The sequence below is a fragment of the Tropicimonas isoalkanivorans genome, assembly GCF_900112335.1.
GTDB classification, from domain to species: domain Bacteria; phylum Pseudomonadota; class Alphaproteobacteria; order Rhodobacterales; family Rhodobacteraceae; genus Tropicimonas; species Tropicimonas isoalkanivorans.
The window spans coordinates 112,888-131,278 of record NZ_FOLG01000012.1; the positions used below are offsets into that span (position 1 = coordinate 112,888).

The following is an 18,391-nucleotide window of genomic DNA, read 5'->3' on the forward strand; positions in this document are numbered from 1 at the left end:
GCACGATCCTCCTGATTGATACTCGATTGGTGTCAGTACCGCGGGGAGGAGCGCTCATGACCGTCATCACCAATATCGAGGACCTCAAGCGCATCTATCGCCGCCGCGCGCCGAAGATGTTCTACGATTACTGTGAATCCGGCAGCTGGAGCGAGCAGACCTTCCGCGAGAACGTTACGGACTTCGAGAAGATCCGCCTGCGCCAGCGGGTGGCGGTTGATATGACGGGCCGGTCAACGGCAACGCAGATGGTGGGGCAGGATGTGGCGATGCCAGTGGCGCTGGCTCCCGTGGGCCTGCTGGGGATGCAGCACGCCGACGGCGAGATCCTTGCCGCGCGCGCCGCGGAGGCCTTCGGTGTGCCCTTCACACTTTCCACGATGTCAATCTGCTCGATCGAGGATGTGGCGGAGCGCACCCAGAAGCCGTTCTGGTTCCAACTCTATACAATGACCGACGAGGACTACGTCCGGCGCCTGTTGCAGCGCGCGAAGGATGCCAAGTGCTCCGCGCTGGTGATCACTTTGGACCTCCAGATCATCGGTCAGCGGCACAAGGACCTGAAAAACGGCCTGTCCGCCCCGCCGAAGCCGACGCTCAAGAACTGGCTGGATCTGTCCCTCCGTTGGCGCTGGGGCCTGAACATGCTTCAGACGCCGCGGCGGCACTTCGGCAATATCGTCGGCCATGCGCAGGGGGTGGACGATCCGTCCTCGCTGTTCGAATGGACCGCCAAGCAGTTCGACCCGGCGTTGGACTGGAAGAAGGTCGCCAAGCTCATCGAGATGTGGGACGGCCCGACGATACTGAAGGGCATTTTGGACGAGGAGGATGCCCGCATGGCGGCCGAGGTCGGGGCCGACGCCATCGTGGTCTCCAACCATGGTGGCCGGCAGCTCGATGGCGCGCTCAGTGCCATCCGCATGCTGCCCCGAATCGTGGACGCGGTCGGGGACAGGATCGAGATCCACATGGACGGCGGCATCCGCTCCGGGCAGGACGTCCTGAAAGCCGTCGCTCTCGGGGCAAAAGGAACGTACGTGGGCCGCGCCTTCGTCTATGGCCTCGGCGCCATGGGGCAGCAGGGTGTGGAAAGCGCGCTCGAGGTCATTCGGAAAGAACTCGATACGTCCATGGCCCTTTGCGGGCGGCGCCGAATCGAGGACCTGGGGCGCGACGTTCTTCTCGTCCCGGAAGATTTCGAGGGGCGCTGGCAGGACGTGTGACCGCAAACGGTTCACGGACTGCGCGAGTCGTCGGCGCAACATTATTGCGGGTTCGCTGGCCGAATTTGAAGCCTATGGTTCCTCGGCCGAGGGACTGGGCCGGAAGATGTGCAAATCGCCCGGCGTCCGCCATTTGCAGCTCCGGCGCACCAGCGGTCTCTCAAGCCAATGTAATTGCGGGGGATTCTGCCCGCGTAGTGCAAAAAATTTACAGCATACAATGGTATGCCGTTAAAACATTTACAAAAAAAATGTTATCGAAAAAAGAGTTACACCCATTTTGACGACATCTGTTATGGTCCAGACAACGCATGGCTTGGGGAGGAGGTGCGGGCGGTAGGGCCATGGCCCGGAACCGGCTTTCCCCGCGTCGAAGTTGACAATTCAGGGAGGGACCCAATGACCGCCAAGGGAAAAACCACAGCCGACCAACAGATCGGTGCGATCCCCGCAGATTTTCAGGCCAACGCCCATATAGACGCCGACAGCTATGAGAAAATGTACGCGCAGTCGGTGCAGGATCCCGAAGCATTCTGGGGGGAGCACGGCAAGCGGATCGACTGGATCAAGCCCTTTACCAAGGTCAAGGACACGTCCTTCGAGCCTGGCAACATCTCCATCAAGTGGTTCGAGGACGGCACGCTGAACGTCGCGGCCAACTGTATCGACCGGCACCTGGCCAAGCGTGGCAACCAGACCGCGATCATCTTCGAGCCGGACGACATCCACGAGCCGGCGCAGTACATCACCTACCGACAGTTGCATAACCAGGTGAGCAAGCTCGCCAACGTGCTGGAGGACCTCGGCATCCGCAAGGGCGACCGTGTGGTCATCTACCTGCCGATGATCCCCGAGGCGGCCTATGCGATGCTCGCCTGCGCCCGCATTGGCGCCATCCATTCCATCGTTTTCGCGGGCTTCTCGCCCGAGGCGCTCGCCGCCCGTGTCAATGGCTGCGATGCGAAGCTTGTCATTACGTCCGACTACGCCCCGCGCGGCGGCCGCAAGACGCCGCTGAAGTCGAACACCGATGCGGCGCTGCTGCACTGCATTCACGACCCGAAGGTGCTCATGGTGCGCCGCACCCGTGAGCAGACCACCTGGGTCGACGGCCGCGACTACGACTACGGCGAACTGATGCTGGAAGCCGACGACCACATGACGCCGGTCGAGATGGACGCGGAAGACCCGCTCTTCATCCTCTACACCTCCGGCTCCACGGGTCATCCAAAGGGCGTCGTGCACACCACTGGGGGCTATCTCGTCTTCGCGGCGATGACCCACCAGTACACGTTCGACTACCACGACGGGGACGTTTTCTGGTGCACCGCGGACGTCGGCTGGGTCACCGGGCACAGCTATATCGTCTATGGCCCCCTCGCCAACGGCGCGACGACCGTGATGTTCGAAGGCGTTCCCACCTTCCCCGATCCCGGCCGATTCTGGGAAGTGTGCGAAAAGCACAAGGTGAACCAGTTCTATACCGCCCCGACCGCCATCCGCGCGCTGATGGGGCAGGGCGACGAGTGGATCGAAAAGCACGACCTGAGCTCGCTGAAGCTGCTCGGCTCCGTGGGTGAGCCGATCAACCCGGAGGCCTGGCACTGGTACAACGAGAAGATCGGCAAGGGGAAATGCCCGATCGTGGACACCTGGTGGCAGACGGAGACCGGTGGCCACCTGATCACCCCGCTGCCGGGCGCGATCCCGACAAAGCCAGGCTCCGCAACCAAGCCGTTCTTCGGGGTGCAGCCGGTCGTACTCGACCCGCACTCGGGTCAGGAGATCGACGCCACCGAATGCGAGGGTGTCCTCTGCCTCAAGGACAGCTGGCCCGGCCAGATGCGCGGCGTCTGGGACGACCACGGCCGCTTCGAGAAGACGTATTTCTCGGACTACAAGGGCTATTACTTCTCGGGTGACGGCTGCCGCCGCGATGCCGACGGCTACTACTGGATCACTGGTCGCGTCGACGATGTCATCAACGTCTCCGGCCACCGGATGGGCACCGCGGAGGTCGAAAGCGCACTGGTGGCTCACGTGAAGGTCGCCGAGGCCGCGGTCGTCGGCTACCCGCACAAGGTCAAGGGGCAGGGCATCTACTGCTATGTCACTCTGATGAACGACGTCGAGCCCAGCGACGAGCTTTACAAGGAGCTTCGTCAATGGGTCCGCCACGAGATCGGCCCCATCGCCACGCCGGATCTGATCCAGTGGGCACCCGGGCTGCCGAAGACACGCTCCGGTAAGATAATGCGCCGCATCTTGCGGAAGATTGCCGAGAACGACTACGGGTCCCTTGGAGATACCTCCACCCTCGCCGACCCCTCTGTCGTCGAGGAGTTGATCGAGAACCGCATGAACAAGGGATGACGTCATGAACGACGCACAAACCCCGCCCGTCCTGATACTGCTCGGCCCCCCGGGGGCCGGCAAGGGAACCCAGGCCCGTATGCTCGAAGAAAAATTCGGGCTGGTGCAACTGTCGACCGGAGATCTTCTCCGAGGGGCCGTTGCCGCGGGCACCGAGGCCGGCAAGGCGGCGAAGGCCGTGATGGAGGCCGGGCAGCTTGTCAGCGACGAGATCGTCATCGCAGTGCTCAAGGATCGCCTGGCAGACCCTGACGTCAAGAATGGCGTCATTCTCGACGGTTTCCCGCGCACAACGGCACAGGCCGGGGCGCTGGACGATCTGCTGAAGAAACGCGGACAGAAGATCAATGCCGCGATCAGCCTCGAGGTCGACGACGATGCAATGGTTGAGCGGATTTCCGGTCGGTACACCTGCGCCAACTGCGGCGAGGGCTATCACGACACGTTCAAGCAGCCGGAAGTTGCCGGCGTCTGCGACAAGTGCGGGGGCACGGAGTTCATTCGCCGCGCCGACGATACCGCGGAAACCGTTCGGTCGCGTCTCGTGGCCTACCACGAGCAGACCGCGCCGCTGATCGCGTTCTACCGGGAGCGGGGTCAATTGGTCGAGGTCGAGGCGATGGGGTCCATCGACGAGATCGCGAGCAGGCTCAACGATATCGTCGAACAGGCCAAGGCGGCCTGATCGAAAGGCGGGGCAACCGCCACTCGACGGACAGCGGCCCGCAACGGGCCTGTATATAGGGCCGTTCCGCGCAGGGCGCGCGGAGCGGGGAGGATACTTTTAACTTTTAACTGGGAGGGACCGCATGTCGGACAAACCTGAAAACAACGCATACTGGGCGGCGAACATTCGTATCGTCACCTGGTGTCTCGTCATCTGGGCCATCGTGCCCTTCGGCTTCGGCATCCTGTTGGAGCCGATCATGCCGGGTCTGGCCTTTTGGGTGGCCCAGCAGGGCTCCATCCTCGTGTTCCTGGCAATCATCTTTTTCTACGCCTGGCGCATGAACAGGCTCGACCGCGAATTCGGCGTCGACGAGCAATAAAGGGGGCAGGGACAGATGGATCAATTCGTACTCAACTGGATTTTTATCGGTGCGAGCTTCGCGCTCTACATCGGTATCGCAATCTGGGCCCGGGCGGGCTCGACGTCGGAATTCTATGCCGCCGGCCGGGGCGTTCACCCCGTGCTCAACGGCATGGCAACCGGGGCCGACTGGATGTCGGCGGCCTCCTTCATCTCCATGGCCGGCCTGATCGCTTTCGTCGGTTATGACAACTCCACCTTCCTCATGGGCTGGACCGGCGGCTACGTGCTGCTCGCGCTGATGCTCGCGCCCTACCTGCGGAAGTTCGGTAAGTTCACCGTGCCGGAATTCATCGGCGACCGCTTCTACAGCTCGACCGCGCGCCTCGTGGCCGTGATCTGCCTGATCGTCGCCTCGATCACCTACGTGATCGGTCAGATGACCGGCGTGGGCGTGGCCTTCGGCCGCTTCCTCGAGGTGGACAACACCACCGGCCTGCTGATCGGTGCTGCGGTCGTGTTCGCCTATGCCGTGTTCGGCGGCATGAAGGGCGTGACCTATACGCAGGTTGCGCAATACGTCGTTCTCATCACCGCCTACACCATTCCGGCGATCTTCATCTCTCTCCAGCTTACGGGCAATCCGATCCCCGCGCTTGGCCTCTTTGGCGACACCGCGGGCACCGGGCAGCCGCTGCTGGCCACGCTGGACCAACTCGTCACCGACCTGGGCTTTGCGGAATACACGACCCGCAACAGCGACACCCTGAACATGGTTCTGTTCACCCTGTCGCTGATGATCGGGACCGCGGGCCTGCCGCACGTCATCATGCGGTTCTTCACGGTGCCGACCGTTGCGGACGCTCGCTGGTCGGCTGGCTGGGCGCTGGTGTTCATCGCGCTGCTCTACCTGACGGCTCCGGCCGTGGGTGCCATGGCGCGCTTCAACATCACCAACCAGTTCTGGCCGGATGGCCCTCAGGGCGAGGCTGTTTCCGTCGAAACGATCGAGACCAGCCCGGAATATGCCTGGATGCAGACTTGGCAGAAGACCGGTCTGCTGAACTGGGAAGACCTGAACGGCGATGGCAAGATTCAGTACTATAACGATGCCAACGCGGACCTTCAGGCTCGTGCCGAAGAGAGTAGCTGGACGGGCAACGAACTGACGAAGTTCGACCGCGACATCCTGGTGCTCGCTAACCCGGAAATCGCCAACCTGCCTGGCTGGGTGGTGGCGCTTGTCGCTGCCGGTGGTCTTGCCGCTGCGCTCTCGACTGCAGCCGGTCTCCTGCTGGCTATCTCCTCCGCTGTCTCTCACGACCTGATGAAGGGCCAACTGACCCCGAACATGTCTGAAGCGTCGGAGCTGATGTCCGCACGGATCGCCATGGCTGTTGCCATCGCCGTCGCCACGTATCTCGGCCTCAACCCGCCGGGCTTCGCGGCCCAAACCGTGGCTCTTGCCTTCGGTATCGCAGCAGCCTCGATCTTCCCGGCGCTGATGATGGGGATCTTCTCCAAGCGGGTGAACAACACCGGGGCCGTGGCCGGCATGCTGGTGGGTCTGATCGTGACGGTGGTCTACATCTTCCTGCACAAGGGGTGGTTCTTCATCCCCGACACCAACAGCTACACGGACGCTGCTCCGCTGTTCCTCGGCATCAAGTCGACCTCCTTCGGGGCCGTCGGGGCGCTGCTGAACTTCGGAACCGCGATCCTGGTTTCCAACGCGACCGCCGCGCCGCCGAAGGAAATCCAGGAGCTGGTCGAAAGCGTCCGCATCCCGCGGGGCGCCGGCGCAGCCGCCGCGGATCACTGATCCCTCGGGTGCGGGCGGGGACCGTGACGGCCCCGCCCGTACCAAATATCGGCGCGTCCCTTTGCCTAAAGGGGGCGTGCCGCCTCGCAACCTCCGAGACCAAGCGCGATGGTGTGACGATGACTGACGCGACCCTCGACCGAGACTCCCGCATCCTGAGGTTCATTGAGCACGTCCATCCCTACGACAGCCTCGACCGTGACACTCTGAAACGGATCGCCGAGGCATTCTCCGACCGGACCGTGCCCGCCGGTTCCGAGATCTACGCGGCCGGCACGCCGCTTGAAGGGCTCTACCTTATCGAACATGGCACCGTGGAGGTGACCGACGCCAACGGCGCCCCCGTGTCCCTCCTGCGCGGCCGCAATTCCTTCGGCGAACGGGGGTTGATCCGCGACGGCATTGCGCAAACGACCGCGCGTGCGGCGGAGGAGACCCGGTTGCTGGTTCTTCCCGCCAAGACGTTTCGCGACCTCGTCAGGAACGACCGCGCCTTCGCCCGCTTCTTCGAGCGCGGCCGCGCTGCGGCCCGGGAGCGGCAGGGCGATCTGTCCACCCAGCGTGTCAGCGATCTGATGGCGCGACATCCCATTACGGTAGCGCCAGACACGCCGATCCGGTCGGCCGCCGAAACGATGCGGGACACCCGAGTTTCCTGTCTTGCCGTGACCGAGTCAGACGAACGCCTCGTCGGTATCGTCACCCTCCGCGACATGGCGACCAAGGCCGTTGCCTCCAGCCTGGCCGGAGAAACGCCGGTGCGGGAGATCATGACGTCGAATCCGGCCAGCCTGCCGCCCTCCGCGCTCGGCTCCGATCTGCTGCACCTGATGCTGGAGCGGAAGGTCGGCCACGTGACGGTCGTCGAGGGCGACCGGGTGGTGGGCATCCTGACCCAAACGGACCTGACGCGGTTCCAGGCACTCAGCTCGGCGTCGATGGTGCAGGAAGTTGCCGATGCCGCGTCTGCGGAAGAGATGGCCCGGGTCACCGCGCGCTTGCCCGCGCTCCTCGCCCAGCTTGTCGGGGCCGGGAACCGGCATGAAGTGGTGACGCGGCTCATCACGGACATCGCGGATGCGGTGACACGCCGCCTCCTCGCGCTGGCGGAAGCGGAGCTTGGCGCGCCCCCGGTGGACTATCTCTGGCTTGCTTGCGGCTCGCAGGGTCGGCAGGAGCAGACCGGGGTGTCCGATCAGGACAACTGCCTCATCATCTCCGACGCGGCCCGGGGCAAGGACGGCGCGTATTTCGAGAGCCTTGCGCGTTTCGTCTGCGATGGTCTCGCAACCTGCGGCTACTACTACTGCCCCGGAGACATGATGGCGTCCAACCCGCGCTGGCGTCAGCCGCTGGCCGTCTGGCGGCGGTACTTCCGGGGCTGGATCGACAAGCCGGACCCCGAGGCGCAGATGCTGGCCTCCGTCATGTTCGACCTGCGCCCCATTGGCGGGGCAGCCTACCTGCTGGAGGAGCTGAAGGCCGAAACCCTCGCCGCAGCGCGCAAGAACACGATCTTCGTCGGCCACATGATCGTCAACTCGCTGAAGCACACCCCGCCGCTCGGGCTGTTCCGCGGATTTGCCACGGTGCGCTCGGGCGAACACAAGAACCAACTGGACATGAAGATGAACGGCGTCGTTCCGGTGGTCGATCTCGGGCGGATCTATGCGCTCCAGGGCGGATTGACGGAGGTGAACACCCGCGCGCGGCTGGAGGCGGCGGAGGCCAACGGCACCATCTCGCGGTCCGGCGGACACGACCTTCTGGACGCCTACGACCTGATCGCTGAAACCCGCCTGAAGCAGCAGGCCGAGGAGATCCGCGCGGGTCGCAAACCGGACAACTATATGGCGCCGTCCGACCTGAGCGACCTGGAGCGCAGCCACTTGCGGGATGCCTTCGTCGTCGTGCGCACGATGCAGTCGGCGCTTGGCCACAACAAGGGGGTGCTCAGTTGATGCACTAAACGGCGACGCTGTCGGGGAAGGAGGCCCGGATGGCAGACAATGGCGCGCGGGGGCCGTGTGACGGCCGCCACCACGCCTTGCGTTCGGAGGCGCCTACATAGACACAGGTGCTGCCGCGTTCCGCGCGGCCGTGCTCATCGCGAGGGAGGAGCGATGTTTTTCGAATTGATTGCCGCGATCGTGGCCGGTGCGCTGGCTGCCGGTGTCGTCCTTGGCCTCAACAGGCTGACCGGCGGGCGACTGCCCCGTTGGGTGATGCCGGCCGCGGCGGGTGCGGCAATCGTCGCCTATGCAATCTTCATGGAGTATTCCTGGTACCGACGTACCGTCGACACGCTGCCGGAAAGCCTTGAGGTCACCTTTGCTCACGAAGCCAGGAACGTCTGGCGGCCATGGACCTTCGCGCGACCGGTGGTGGATCGTTTCGCCGCCGTCGACCGCGCCGCGATCGCCAACCCGGGCGCGGGCGCCGACCAGCGCCGCGCCGAGTTGTACCTGTTCGGCCGCTGGACGGCGCCGCACCGGGTGCCCGTCGTCTACGACTGCGGCGCCGGGCGTATGGCGCCGCTGCTTGAAACCGTTCAGATCGACGAAAACGGCGTCGTCACGCAGGCGGACTGGGAGCCCGTGCCCGCAGACGACCCCACCCTTTCCATCGTTTGTAAGGAGGCTTGAGCATCATGGCCACGGACCATCCTGCCCGCGTTCTGATCGTCGAGGACGAGGATAACATCGCTCTGGCGCTAGGCCACGTGCTCAAGCGAGAAGGGTTTGAGGTCAGTCGCGTTGTCGATGGCGAGACGGGACTGCAGGCGATCCGCGACGAACGGCCCGATCTGGTATTGCTCGACGTCATGCTACCGGGCATGTCTGGGTACGAGGTCTGCCAGAACGTGCGGCTGGAACCGGAGCTATCGGGCGTGAAGATCCTTATCATGACCGCACGCGGCAAGGCGATGGAGCGGCGCAAGGGGCTGGCACTGGGCGCCGACGGTTTCATCGCCAAACCGTTCGACCTGTCGGAACTGCTGCAGCGGACCCGCGCACTTTTGAAGGGCGAGGCGGAATCGAGCGATGCATGACTGGTTGGCACGGCGGTTGAACCTGCGTCTCAGGGTCTTCCTGTTCTTTGCCATGGTGGCCCTCGGCGGGCTCGCATCAGTCGGCCTCGGCCTTTGGCTGGGGTATCGGCGCGTGGAGGAGGCAGGACTTGGGTCCGGTTTCGTGCTGGCCGGGCTGATTTCCGGGGCCGGTATCCTCGCGCTCGTTGTCTGGGTCTGGATGCTGTTCGACGAGAACGTGGCGAAGGCGATCCAGAAGCTCGCCGGCGGCATCCGGGCGCGCGCCCATGCCGACGTCGCGGGGGAGCTCGACCACGAATCCGCGCGCTACCTCGGTGATCTGGCGCCGGCGGCCAAGGCCATCACTGGCACACTGGCCGAGACCAAGAACGCGCTGGCCGAGGCGGTGGAACGGGAGACCACGCGGCTCGCGGTGGAGAATGCCCGCCTGCAGTCACTGTTGGCCGACGTGCCTGCGGGCGTTCTGCTGTGTTCGCCCGATCACCAGATTGTCTTCTACAATGCCCATGCGCAGGAACTTCTGTCGGGAGAGGTTTCGGCCGGGTTGGATCGGTCGATCCTGGACTATATCCGCGCCGGACCGTTGCAGAACGCGTATGCGCGCCTGACCCAGAGCGAGGACGTGGACGCGGCCTGTTCCGTGCTCTGTGCGTCCACCCAGACCGGCGAGGTGCTGGCCGGGCGCATGCGTCTGGTCAACCTGCCGCAACGGAGCGCGGAGGCGGCGGGCTATGTGCTCACCCTGCGCGACGTGACAGCCGATCTGGCGCTCCGGGCGGGGCGGGAAGAGCTGCTGGACGAGATCTTCGACAAGGTGCGCCGGCCTGCCGCCAACTTGCAGACGGTGCTGGACTCCGGCGTTGCCGATCAGGACGCGGCGACGCGCAAGGCGCTGCTGGTCGAGGCGGCCGCGCTGACCCATGCGATTACGGACCTCGGCTCCCGCTACGACGACGCCCGCGGTGGGTGGTGGCCGATGGAGGAGATCCGGGCGAGCGAACTGGTGGAAAGCGTTGTCGCAGTGACGGCCCGCGAGGGGATCACCCTGATCGCGGAGGCGGAGCGGCTGATGTTGCGCTGCGATGCCTTTCAGATCGTGGCGTTACTGTCGCATCTATGCGGTCGGCTGGTGGAGGTCATCGGAGCCGCGGCCCTGTCGCTCAGGATCGCGGATGACGGCGAGGGAGGCGCGCTGGTGACGCTCGGCTGGAAGGGAGATGTCTTGCAGGTCGGGTTGCTGGAGGGATGGCTTGATGTTGCGCTGGAGGTCGGGCTGGCGAACGTGACCGGGCGCACTGTTCTGGCCGCCCACGGGACCGAGGCCTGGCCGGAGCCGGGCGCGGTGGGGCGGAACCTGATCCGCCTGCCCCTACGAGAGGCCTGGCCCGTTGGCACCCCCGCTCCCGCAGTCCGCCGCTCCGCGGTCTACGATTTCGACCTGATGGATCGGGAGCCCTCGGGAGAGCTTGCGATGACGCCTCTGCGGGAGCTGACCTGCGTGGTGTTCGACACCGAGACGACCGGGCTACTTCCGTCTTCGGGGGACGAGATCGTCCAGATCGCGGCGCTGCGGCTGCTGGGGGGCAAGCGCATTCATGGGGAAGCCTTCGAGAGCCTCGTGAACCCGGGGCGGCCGATCCCGGCAGTCGCCACGGAGGTCCATCACATCACCAACGAAATGGTTGCCGGCGCCCCCGACATCGGCACTGTCGGACGCCGTTTCCACGCCTTTGCCCAGGGGTCTGTGCTCGTCGCGCACAACGCGCCCTTCGACCTGGAGTTCCTGAGGCGGCGCGAGGCGGAGATTGGCAAGAGCTTCGATCATCCGGTGCTCGACACGGTGCTCCTGTCGGCGGTGGTGTTCGGCCAGTCGGAGGTGCACACGCTCGACGCCCTGACCGAGCGGCTCGGCATCACGATCCCCCCGGAGGCGCGGCACACGGCGATGGGGGATACAATCGCCACGGCGGCGGCGCTTGAGAAGATGATCCCGATGCTGGAGGGGCGCGGGTACCGCACGTTTGGCGAGGTGATCGCGGCCGTGCGGCAACACGGACGCCTGCTGAAAGACGTCAACAGCCCCGAACATGTCTCGCCAGTGAAGGCCGCAACGTAGGGCTCCCGCCCGTCAGGAACGCATCATAGATGCGCCCCTTCCCGTTGGGCCAAGCGCCGCCTGCGGCGGCGTGGACGAAAGGCGCGGTCGGGCGCCGGTGGGACCGGACCTTCCACGGGCGCGCGGATGTCACAATAGTCGAGACAATGGCAACACGCTGCGCGTGCGGAGCACGCGCCCGGCCCAACGGGATGAGGGGCCGGCAGGCCCTGAAGACGGGCGGGAGCCTTCCAGTTCAGCCTTCTCCGAGCGCCCGCCAGCCGATGTCGCGGCGGTAGAATCCGCCGGACCAGTCAACCGCCTCGGCCAGTTCGTAAGCGCGGTCGCGCGCTTCCTGCAGGGTGCGCCCGCGGGCCGTTGCATTCAGCACCCGCCCGCCCGTGGCCGTGATCTTGCCTTCGGCCTCCGTGGTGCCGGCGTGGAACATCATTTCCCAACTCGTCTCGGGCAGCTGCTCCAGCCCGCCGATCACCGACCCCTTCTCATAGCTGCCCGGATACCCTTTCGCTGCAAGAACAACGGTCATCGCGTGATCTTCCGCCCAGTTCACGGTGCGATCCGCCAGCCGGCCTTCGGCGGCCGCGAGCATCAGGTCGAGTGCCTGGGCGCCCAGCCGCATCATCAGCGCCTGGCACTCCGGGTCGCCGAAACGCACGTTGTATTCCACGAGGCGGGGAGCTCCGTCCTGGATCATGAACCCTGCGTAGAGCACGCCACGATAGGGCGTGCCCCGTCGGGCCATCTCCGCCACCGTCGGTTTGATGATCCGTTCGAGCGCAGCCTCGGTCACCTCCGGCGTCATCACGGGCGCCGGGGAATAGGCACCCATGCCGCCCGTGTTGGGCCCGGTGTCGCCTTCGCCGACCCTTTTGTGGTCCTGCGCCGTGCCGACCGGCAGCACGGTCTCGCCATCGCAGAGCACGAAGAAGCTCGCCTCTTCGCCCTCCATGAACTCCTCGATCACCACCTCCGCACCGGCCTCTCCAAAGGCGCCCGAGAACATCTCATCCACGGCGGCGAGGGCTTCGTCTTCCGTCATCGCCACGATCACGCCCTTGCCCGCGGCCAAACCGTCTGCCTTGACCACGATCGGCGCGCCGTGCGCGCGGATGTGATCCTTGGCCGGCTCCGCGGCGTCGAACCGCGCCCAGGCCGCTGTCGGCGCACCGGCTGCGTCGCAGACTTCCTTGGTAAAGCGCTTTGAGGCTTCCAGCTTTGCCGCCTCCGCAGAGGGGCCGAACACCAGAAGGCCAGCTTCCACCAGCCGGTCCGCCACGCCGGCTGCCAGTGGCGCTTCCGGCCCGATCACCACGAAGTCGATGGCCTCGGCCTCTGCAAACTCCACGACAGCGCCGCCATCGCAGATGTCGAGGCTTGCGCATTCCGCGATCTGCGCGATCCCGGCGTTTCCGGGCGCCACGATCAGCCGGTCGCATTTCGGGTTCTGAAGGATCGCCCAGGCCAGGGCATGTTCGCGGCCGCCGCCGCCAAGGACCAGGATATTCATGTCGCCTCCGTCGGTGCCGGTTGACCGTGGCGCCGGTTCTAGGGGGACGGACCCGGGGCCGCAAGCGCCCGACGTGATGTCTCGGCCGGGTCCTCCGGAACTTCCCCGGCCGGGAGCCGTTTGACCTCCGTATCCAAAGGAGAGCCTCGTGCAGCAACAGAATGCGGAAACCTACGTCGTCACCACTGAGCCGGTCACCGAGGGGTGGCACGTCGTGCACAGGGAGTCCTGCGAGGATCGGCGAGACGTCCTGATGGAGACGCTGGGGGCGTTCGAAGGCTGCGCTCCGGCAATGGAACGTGCGCGGGAGCGGTACCATCCCGTCAACGCCTGTCCCACGTGCTGCAGCGCGTGCCACGTCGCGGCGGACGAGGTGGAGTAAGCCGGTGACCGTCCTGTCGTGAGCGACCCTTTCGCCGCCGGTCGCCCGGGTCTAGGATGAGGGGCCTTGGCGGAGAAGACGATGGACCTGATTGACGACGAGTCCGGCCAGACCGGCCCGGGGTCGAACGCCCCCGAATATTCCGTTTCCGAGATCTCGGGAGCCATTCGGAAGACGCTGGAAGACGCGTTCGGCCGCATTCGCGTGCGGGGCGAGGTTGGGCGGGTATTCCGGGCGCGGTCCGGGCATCTTTACTTCGATATCAAGGACGACCGCTCTGTGCTCGCGTCGGTGAGTTGGAAGGGCCAGCTGTCCTCCCTGACGGTGCTGCCAGAAGAAGGCATGGAAATCGTCGCGACCGGCCGGCTGACCACCTTCGGCAGTCAGTCGAAATACCAGCTGAACGTAGAGCAGATCGAGCCCGCCGGCGCCGGCGCTCTCATGGCGCTGCTGGAAAAGCGGAAGAAGCAGTTGGAAGCGGAGGGGCTTTTCGCCCCTGAGCGGAAGCGGCAACTGCCGTTTCTGCCGGAGGTCATCGGGGTTGTGACCTCCCCGTCGGGTGCGGTGATCCGCGATATTCTGCACCGCCTGCGGGATCGGTTTCCGCGTAAGGTTCTGGTTTGGCCGGTGGCCGTGCAGGGGCGGGACTGCGCGGCCCAGGTTGCGGCAGCCATCAAAGGCTTCAACAGTCTGGCTCCCGGCGGCGCACTGCCGCGCCCGGATGTGCTGATCGTGGCGCGTGGCGGCGGCTCGATCGAGGATCTCTGGGGGTTCAACGAGGAAATCGTCGCGCGGGCCGCAGCGGCGTCGCAGATCCCCCTGATCTCCGCCGTCGGTCACGAAACGGACACCACGCTGATCGACTACGTCTCGGACCGCCGGGCGCCAACGCCAACGGCCGCCGCCGAGATCGCGGTTCCCGTGCGGCTGGACCTGCTCGCCCATATCGAAGGGCAGGGCGCGCGCCTCTCCTCTGCCCTCGCGCGCGGCATGTCGCGCCGGGGGGAGCGACTGCGGGATTTGTCGCGGGCCTTGCCGCGGGCGGAGGCCCTTCTGAGTGGACCGCGGCAGCGACTGGACCACGCGTCCCGCACGTTGCCTGCCGCCCTCCGCTCAGGCGTTCAAGCGCGGCATATCGAGTTCGCGCGCCGGGCATCGCTCTTCCGCCCGCAAGTTCTGTTTGACCGGCTCGGTTTGGCCCGCGAGCGGTTGGCGGCGCGCGCCGACCGGCTCGGGCCGGCGCTCAACCGCCGTGCAGAACGGGCGCGCGGGCGTTTCGACAGCGCGGCGCGCGTGGTGACGCCCGTGCCGGTGCGCCATCGGATTGGCCGTGAGCGACGCACTCTGGATGCGTTGTCGGCACGGCTCGCCGTTGCTGCGCTTTCTCAGCAACGCCGCCGTCGCGACAAGCTCGCGGCATTCGCCCGCATTCTCCAGTCGCTGAACTACGAGGAGACGCTCAAACGCGGGTTCGTGGTGGTGCGCGGCGACGGCGAGGTCGTCACCGATCGCGCGGCGGCGGAACGTGCGCGGGCGCTGGAGCTGCAGTTCCATGACGGGCGGCTGAAGATCGGCGGAGTGGCGAAACAGACCCGCGCGAAGGATACACCCGATCAGGGCTCGCTGTTCTGAGGCAGGCGTTTTGGCGGGGCGGCTGAATTTGGCCGGACCATTCGTTCGGCGTCAGACGCCCACTTCTGGCCCCACGCAGGCGAGCGGTTCCTCCGTCTCACCGGCCTCGTAGAGTTCGGTGGCGCCCTCCCGATCCTCGAACAGCGCGCGGAGGCGGCTACCCGTGTCGAAGAAGGTCCAGCATTGCGGGTCGGGCAGATCGTCGTAGACGAAACAAATGAACTGACCGTCCTGATACCAGTGGCCTTCCTTGCACTGGCCGTCCAGAAAGGTCCACGTCACCTGCCGGTTGCCGTGATAGCGCTCTGCGCCGTACGCCGCGCCGCCGGAATAGAAATACAGGGTACGCCCCTGGGTGCGGGCATCGAACTGTTCCGCCGTCAGGGGCTCCTCCGCCGCGGCCGCGGCCATCGGGAGCAGCAACAGAAGACTGCCAAGCAAGGTACGCAGCGGCATGGCCACTCCATTGTCGCAAGGGATGCGGGCGGTGTGCCCGGAATCGCGGACCCACCATGGCAGAATGCCCCGACTGCTGCCAGTCACCATCCTGTCAGGTGCCGATGCCTTCAAGCGCACCCTTTCAAATTCGCCGCCATGCGATTAGGTGAATTCTGCGGCATTTTCGAAAGGGCGAGGCATGGCGTTCTTCAAGAAACTCAAGGATCGTCTCTTCAAATCCTCCTCGAAGCTCGAAGAGGGTCTGGATGCGATCGTTCAGGACGGGGGCGAGGAGGAACTCCTGCAGCCCGCCGCCTCCGACGACCAAGACCCGAAGCCGGGCGAGGAACCGGTTGTTCCCGACCCGCAGGACCCGCAGCCGGAGCCTGCGCCGACGGAGACGCCCCACAGGCCCGAGCAGCCCGAGCCGATCCCGACCGATCCAATCCCCGAGCCAGTCGAGCCGGTTCCGGACCCGGTGGAGCGCCCGCAGCAGCCCGAGCCGGAACCGGTGACACCGCCGGATGAGGCGCCGCAGCCCACTGACCCCGTTCCGCAAGACCCCTACCCGGACGAGGCGCCTCAGCCTGCCGACCCGATGCCGATCGAGCCCTTCCCGGAGATCCCGTCGGGCACGCCCACGATGGAGGCCCCCCGCTCGGGTCTTCTGAACCGCATCCTCGGGCGAAATGCGCCCAAGACAGTGGTGCGCCGGGTGCTCGACGACGACATGCTGGAGCAACTCGAAGAGTTGTTGATCGCCTCCGACATGGGGGTCGATACCGCGCTCCGGGTCACGGCGAACATGGCGGAGGGCCGGTTTGGCAGGAAGCTCTCGACCGACGAGATCAAACGGCTTCTGGCGACGGAAGTCTCCCGGATCATGGACCCGGTCGCGCGCCCTATGCCGCTCTATCCGAAGAAACCGCAGGTCGTGCTCGTTGTCGGTGTCAACGGCTCCGGCAAGACGACCACAATTGGCAAGCTCGCCAGCCAGTTCCGCGCCGCGGGCAAGAGCGTGGTGATCGCCGCGGGCGACACCTTTCGCGCGGCCGCCGTGGAGCAACTCCAGATCTGGGGGGAGCGCGCTGGCGTACCGGTCCTGACCGCGCCGCAGGGGTCGGACCCCGCAAGCCTTGCCTTCGAGGCGATGGAAAAGGCCCAGGCGGAGGGCGCGGACCTGCTGATGATCGACACCGCCGGGCGGTTGCAGAACCGCGCCGACCTGATGGAAGAACTGGCCAAGATCGTCCGCGTCATCCGCAAGAAGGACCCGGATGCGCCGCACAACACGCTGCTGGTGCTAGACGCGACGACCGGGCAGAACGCTCTGTCTCAGGTGGAGACGTTCCAGAAGCTGGCCGATGTGACGGGCCTCGTGATGACGAAGCTCGACGGCACGGCCAAGGGGGGCGTGCTGGTGGCGCTGGCCGACCGGTTCGGCCTTCCGATTCACGCTATAGGAGTCGGCGAGCAGATCGACGATCTGCAGCCCTTCGACCCCGACGAGTTCGCTCAGGCGCTGACCGGGGCTGCTGCCTGATCAGCGGTCGTCTCCCAACGATTTCTCGAGCCACTTCAATGGCTCCAGCACGATGATTGCGAGCGCCGTCGCCATCACCGCCAGACCCGCCTGACCAATCCCGACCGCCAGCCCGACCGCGCCGGACAGCCACATGCCCGCGGCCGTGGTCAGCCCATGCACCTTCTTGGTGGAAACGATGATGGTGCCGGCGCCGAGGAACGCGACCCCCGCGGTGACCCCTTCGATCAGCCGGAGGGGGTCCAGGCGCAGCGCGCCCGTCGCCGCGCCGACTTCGGCGGTTTGAACGATCTCGAAGGCCACTAGGGTAAACAGGCACGCGGCCATGGAGACGATGATATGGGTCCGCATTCCGGCGGCTTTTCCCTTCCACTCCCGCTCGAACCCGATGATGGCCCCGAAAAAGCAGGCCAGGCACAGTCGGGTCAGCGCAACTTGCCAGTCGCCGGTGACGAAGGTGCTGGAAAGCTCCTGTCGGAAAATGTCGATGAGCTCGCCCATGGTGCCCCGTTCTAGCATGACCAGCGCATGCACGTCAGCCGTGCAGATAGGATGGGGCCTGCCGCCGTATATCCGGCCGCTTGCCAGTTGACATTGTCCGAGAAACAATGATGTCCCATCCGATACGATGCTCAACGCAGGCTGGACTGGATGGAAGAGAAAACTGTCAACCCGATGTTGAAACAGGCCCTGGAGCTGGGGCCGCCGCTGGCGTTCTTTGTGGCTTACCTCTACATGCGCGACGAGGTCTACTCCGTCGGTGGAACGGAGTACGACGGTTTCATCGTCGCCGCTGCGCTCTTCGTCCCCGTTCTTCTTGCGTCGATGGCGCTTCTGTGGCGCCTCACGGGTCGCCTGTCGCGGTTGCAGGTCGTCACGGCCGTGCTGGTCATCGTCTTCGGCGGCCTGACGGTCTGGTTCAACAATGAAACCTTCTTCAAGATGAAGACGACCATCGTCTACGGGTTGTTCGCGGCATTGCTCGGCGTCGGGTTGTTGCAGGGCAAGAGTTACCTATCCTGGGTCTTGGGCGACCTCATGCCGATGGAGGAGGAAGGCTGGATGAAGTTGACCTGGCGCCTCGCGGTGGGGTTCGCGGCGCTGGCGGTGGCAAACGAAATCGTCTGGCGCACCATGTCCACCGACGCTTGGGTGAAGATCGAGACATTCGTCTTCCCCATCGCGCTTATCCTCTACTTGTGGCTACAGATCTTTGCGCTGCAGAAGTACATGGATCTGGAATCCGACAGCCAAAGCGAGTGAGACGGGC

16 protein-coding genes are annotated in these 18,391 nt (G+C 65.4%); 13 read left to right on the forward strand and 3 right to left on the reverse strand.

Features of this window, described 5'->3' with window-relative positions:
* Window positions 1-56: 56 nt before the first annotated feature.
* The 9 genes from BM075_RS17670 to BM075_RS17710 all read left to right on the forward strand — a co-directional run bounded on the left by BM075_RS17670 (window position 57) and on the right by BM075_RS17710 (window position 11,619).
* Window positions 57-1,226 carry an alpha-hydroxy acid oxidase gene (locus tag BM075_RS17670; RefSeq protein WP_093362023.1) on the forward strand — a complete coding sequence of 390 codons (1,170 nt, stop codon included), beginning with the start codon at window positions 57-59 and terminating at the stop codon, window positions 1,224-1,226.
* Window positions 1,227-1,625: 399 nt separating this feature from the next.
* Window positions 1,626-3,599 (forward strand): acetate--CoA ligase, encoded by a 1,974-nt coding sequence (acs, locus tag BM075_RS17675; RefSeq protein ID WP_093362024.1) that lies wholly within the window; start codon window positions 1,626-1,628, stop codon window positions 3,597-3,599.
* A 4-nt stretch (window positions 3,600-3,603) separates the two neighbouring features.
* Entirely contained in the window at window positions 3,604-4,284 is a 681-nt protein-coding gene (locus tag BM075_RS17680; protein WP_093362025.1) for an adenylate kinase, read from the forward strand.
* A 124-nt stretch (window positions 4,285-4,408) separates the two neighbouring features.
* Window positions 4,409-4,648, forward strand: coding sequence for a DUF4212 domain-containing protein (locus BM075_RS17685; RefSeq protein ID WP_093362026.1), 240 nt, complete (start codon window positions 4,409-4,411; stop codon window positions 4,646-4,648).
* Window positions 4,649-4,663: 15 nt separating this feature from the next.
* Entirely contained in the window at window positions 4,664-6,451 is a 1,788-nt protein-coding gene (locus BM075_RS17690; RefSeq protein WP_093362027.1) for a sodium:solute symporter family protein, read from the forward strand.
* A 119-nt stretch (window positions 6,452-6,570) separates the two neighbouring features.
* Window positions 6,571-8,412, forward strand: a complete 1,842-nt coding sequence (locus BM075_RS17695; RefSeq protein ID WP_093362028.1) for a DUF294 nucleotidyltransferase-like domain-containing protein — start codon at window positions 6,571-6,573, stop codon at window positions 8,410-8,412.
* Between the two features lie 162 nt (window positions 8,413-8,574).
* Window positions 8,575-9,096, forward strand: a complete 522-nt coding sequence (locus BM075_RS17700; protein WP_093362029.1) for a hypothetical protein — start codon at window positions 8,575-8,577, stop codon at window positions 9,094-9,096.
* Between the two features lie 5 nt (window positions 9,097-9,101).
* The gene (locus BM075_RS17705) at window positions 9,102-9,503 is read left to right on the forward strand and encodes a response regulator transcription factor (RefSeq protein ID WP_093362030.1); all 402 of its coding nucleotides are present in this window, start codon (window positions 9,102-9,104) and stop codon (window positions 9,501-9,503) included.
* Entirely contained in the window at window positions 9,496-11,619 is a 2,124-nt protein-coding gene (locus tag BM075_RS17710) for a 3'-5' exonuclease (protein ID WP_245758897.1), read from the forward strand. The genes BM075_RS17705 and BM075_RS17710 overlap by 8 nt, the downstream gene beginning before the upstream one ends.
* 235 nt (window positions 11,620-11,854) lie before the next feature.
* Here BM075_RS17710 and purD read toward each other — a convergent pair whose 3' ends face one another.
* Window positions 11,855-13,126, reverse strand: coding sequence for a phosphoribosylamine--glycine ligase (purD, locus tag BM075_RS17715; protein ID WP_093362031.1), 1,272 nt, complete (start codon window positions 13,124-13,126; stop codon window positions 11,855-11,857).
* A 148-nt stretch (window positions 13,127-13,274) separates the two neighbouring features.
* Between purD and BM075_RS17720 the strand changes: the two genes are divergently transcribed.
* Both BM075_RS17720 and xseA read left to right on the forward strand, forming a co-directional pair.
* Entirely contained in the window at window positions 13,275-13,508 is a 234-nt protein-coding gene (locus BM075_RS17720; RefSeq protein ID WP_093362032.1) for a hypothetical protein, read from the forward strand.
* Between the two features lie 81 nt (window positions 13,509-13,589).
* Entirely contained in the window at window positions 13,590-15,140 is a 1,551-nt protein-coding gene (xseA, locus tag BM075_RS17725) for an exodeoxyribonuclease VII large subunit (protein WP_093362033.1), read from the forward strand.
* 51 nt (window positions 15,141-15,191) lie between these two features.
* On the opposite strand, the gene BM075_RS17730 is transcribed toward xseA, so the two are convergent.
* On the reverse strand, window positions 15,192-15,596 hold the full coding sequence (locus BM075_RS17730; RefSeq protein ID WP_093362034.1) for a hypothetical protein: 405 nt from the start codon (window positions 15,594-15,596) through the stop codon (window positions 15,192-15,194).
* A 181-nt stretch (window positions 15,597-15,777) separates the two neighbouring features.
* Here BM075_RS17730 and ftsY point away from each other — a divergent pair, with 181 nt between their 5' ends.
* On the forward strand, window positions 15,778-17,121 hold the full coding sequence (ftsY, locus tag BM075_RS17735; protein ID WP_093362035.1) for a signal recognition particle-docking protein FtsY: 1,344 nt from the start codon (window positions 15,778-15,780) through the stop codon (window positions 17,119-17,121).
* Here ftsY and BM075_RS17740 read toward each other — a convergent pair whose 3' ends face one another.
* Window positions 17,122-17,622 carry an MgtC/SapB family protein gene (locus BM075_RS17740; protein ID WP_218152875.1) on the reverse strand — a complete coding sequence of 167 codons (501 nt, stop codon included), beginning with the start codon at window positions 17,620-17,622 and terminating at the stop codon, window positions 17,122-17,124.
* 150 nt (window positions 17,623-17,772) lie between these two features.
* Between BM075_RS17740 and BM075_RS17745 the strand changes: the two genes are divergently transcribed.
* Window positions 17,773-18,384: an inner membrane-spanning protein YciB gene (locus tag BM075_RS17745; RefSeq protein WP_093362037.1), complete on the forward strand. Its 612-nt coding sequence runs from the start codon at window positions 17,773-17,775 to the stop codon at window positions 18,382-18,384.
* The last annotated feature ends 7 nt before the right edge of the window (window positions 18,385-18,391 follow it).